The organism is Eudoraea sp. (assembly GCF_049665975.1).
Lineage (GTDB): Bacteria > Bacteroidota > Bacteroidia > Flavobacteriales > Flavobacteriaceae > Eudoraea.
In genome coordinates, this window is the sequence record NZ_JBATGR010000134.1 from 1 (window position 1) to 3,033 (window position 3,033).

Annotated in this window: 2 protein-coding genes and 1 pseudogene; 2 read left to right on the forward strand and 1 reads right to left on the reverse strand. The window is 35.9% G+C overall.

Annotation, left to right across the window (positions count from 1 at the left end; all coding sequences use genetic code 11):
- On the forward strand, positions 1–336 hold a 336-nt coding region (locus WBN20_RS05245; protein ID WP_424280963.1), incomplete at its 5' end, for a C40 family peptidase.
- Positions 337–465: 129 nt separating this feature from the next.
- Complete coding sequence (locus tag WBN20_RS05250; protein ID WP_424280964.1) at positions 466–2,490, forward strand: ComEC/Rec2 family competence protein; 2,025 nt, start codon at positions 466–468, stop codon at positions 2,488–2,490.
- A 1-nt stretch (position 2,491) separates the two neighbouring features.
- Here WBN20_RS05250 and WBN20_RS05255 read toward each other — a convergent pair.
- Positions 2,492–3,033, reverse strand: a pseudogene (locus WBN20_RS05255) (peptide MFS transporter); the annotation flags it as partial.

Here is a 3,033-nt window from a genome sequence, read left to right on the forward strand (position 1 = left end):
CGATATAAATATGGCGGAACCACAAAGAAGGGTATGGATTGTTCCGGCCTACTTTACATTTCTTTTGGAGAAAACGATATTCCGTTGCCCAGGGTATCATCTCAAATGGCCGACGAGGGTAAGAAGATTAAATTAAATAAAGTCACCAAAGGCGACCTTTTGTTCTTCAAAACCACTAAAAGAGGAAAAAAAATCAATCACGTTGGACTTGTAGTTGCTGTAGACGGACGTGATATTAAATTTATTCACGCTACTTCTTCAAGGGGAGTTATTGTTTCTTCTTTACAAGAAGGCTACTGGAACTATGCTTTCGTTAAAGCGACCAGAGTTCTTTGATTGCAAACCACTAGTTCTATCGGAATGGTTTATCCGAATACTTCATTACAATTTTATCTTGTAAGCTGAACTTAACATTCATTACACCATACTACTTTAATAGCTTTTAGAATTAACCAGATAAACTCCATGAAGCTATTGGATTTTATCCCGGTAAAGCTGACTCTATTTTTGATTTTCGGGATACTTATAGGGTATTATAACAATATTTCTCTATTGGTGTCAACAGGACTTACCGGTGGGTTCATAGTTTTACTGGGTATATCGTGGACGCGGAAAACCATACTCGATAATCTGCCATTCGGCATCCTTTGTCTCTTGTGCACTATTGGTTTAGGAATGATATCTGTTGCACTGACTTTACCTGAAAATAATTCAAAACATTATACAAACTTCAGGCTTCCAACTGAACAATATTTTCATCTTAAAATACATGAGGTTCTAAAACCCAATAGCTATAATGAACGCTATATGGCTGATGTAATTGAGATTGACGGAATATCATCAAATGGAAGGCTTCTCATTATTATCACAAAAGACACGCTTAATCAGAGATTTAAAGTAGATGACGAAATTTATACCCTGAATCTAGCTAAAGAAATTAGTCTGCCTCTTAACCCATATGGATTTAATTATGCCGATTATCTTAAAAAACTGGGTGTTCTCCATCAACTTAAATTAAACCGTCGGGAATATTTAATTAAGAGAACTATTTCTTTAACATTAGTGGGTGTCACTTCGTCGATAAGAGAAAAAATTATATCAGGTTTAAGCAGGTCTGATTTTGGAAGAGACGAGCTTGGAATTATCCATGCCTTGCTTCTGGGACAACGCAATGACATTAGTGAAGAAATATATGAGAACTATAAGAATGCGGGCGCTGTGCATATTCTGGCTGTTTCGGGATTGCATATTGGAATAGTATTATTACTATGTCAATTTCTGCTAAAACCTCTGGAAAGATTACCCAGGGGAAAGACTATCGTCTTGATTCTTACGGTTATTCTTCTCTGGGGATATGCCTTCCTGGCTGGTTTATCACCTTCTGTTATAAGGGCCGTTAGCATGTTTTCTTTTGTCGCCTATGCCATATACCTGAACCGGCCAACCAGTACATTCAATATCCTGGCATTGTCTATGTTTTTTATTCTGTTGACCTATGATCCTATGTTACTTTTTCAAGTAGGGTTTCAATTGAGTTATGCAGCAGTATTTTCAATTTTTTGGTTGTTCCCCAAACTGCAGCACTTCTGGAATCCAAAAAATATAATTCTTAAAAAATGCTGGCAATTATTATCAGTTTCCTTAGCCGCTCAAATTGGGGTACTGCCTATTAGCCTTTTCTATTTTCATCAGTTTCCGGGGTTATTTTTTATTTCAAATCTCTTGATTATACCCTTCTTGGGATTAATCCTGGGACTTGGTTTTCTGATCATTGCCCTTATGCTTGCAGATATACTTCCCAATAGTTTATCTGGAATATATAATAAGCTGATAAATCTGATTAATAAAGTTATTGAATGGGTAGCCCAACAAGAATCCTTTATTTTCAGCGATATTCCTTTTGATTCTTTACAGCTTGTATTGAGCTATATCCTAATTTTTACTTTAGTCTATAGTCTGGTCCATAAGAAATTTAAAAACATACTGGCAGTAGCTCTATGCATAATCGCTTTTCAGTTATGGCTTATATTTTCCATGGCAATAAAAAGTAGTGAACAAAAAATCATTATTGTGCATAAAACCGGAACCTCAGCCCTTCTATATAAGAAAGGTAATTACTTGGATGTAAATTGCTTAGACTCGAATGCGGTGAATAAATTAATTAAAAATATCATGGTAGAAGAAAACATCCAAAAAGTTAACTATAAAACCTTAAAAAACAGCTATAACTTTAAGGGTCAAAGTTTGTTAGTTCTCAATAAGCCTGAAATTATCCTCCAAAAATTTCAGAAAATCGATTATGTAATCCTTGGGAATTCTCCCAAAATAAATTTTAACCGCTTCCTGGACTCTATTAAACCAAAAAGCATCGTAGCAGATGGAAGCAATTATAGGAGTGATATCCAAAGGTGGAAAAAATCCTGTTCAGACAGAAAGCTGCCATTTTATTATACCGGTGAAAAAGGAGCGTTTATTTTAGAAATAGAATAAATCAGCGCACACCATGCATGAGTCTTTTTAAAACCGGATTTAATAGTATAGCAATAAAACCAAAAGCAATAGGCACCAGGGTAAACATTAAAAAGAACGTACTTAAAGAATACTGCTCCGAAATTTTATCTATCATACCCCCCATAGTTCCAGCCGCTTTTTGTCCTATAGCTATGGCGAGATACCAAATACCAAACATAAACCCGATCATCCTGGCAGGCACCAGCTTACTCAAATAAGATAAACCCACAGGTGAAAGACATAATTCTCCCATCGTATGAAGCAAATAAGCCAAAATAAGAAAAATCATACTTACTGAAGCCGTTTTTGACCCGGGTGTAATTCCTGTCGAGCCATAAGACAAAATGGCAAATCCAAGACCCAAAAGTATTAATCCCAGACCGTATTTCATCGCTGCACTCGGATTGTACTTGCTTTCCCACCATCGCGAAAACATAGGAGCCAGGGTAATTATAAAAAAGGAGTTTAAAATTCCAAACCAGGATGCATCTATCTGATTTCCCTCTTGAGAAAATTTATCAA

Excerpts from the sequence above, each read along its gene's own strand:
- WBN20_RS05250 (WP_424280964.1), top strand. The coding sequence starts at position 466 with ATGAAGCTATTGGATTTTATCCCGGTAAAGCTGACTCTATTTTTGATT.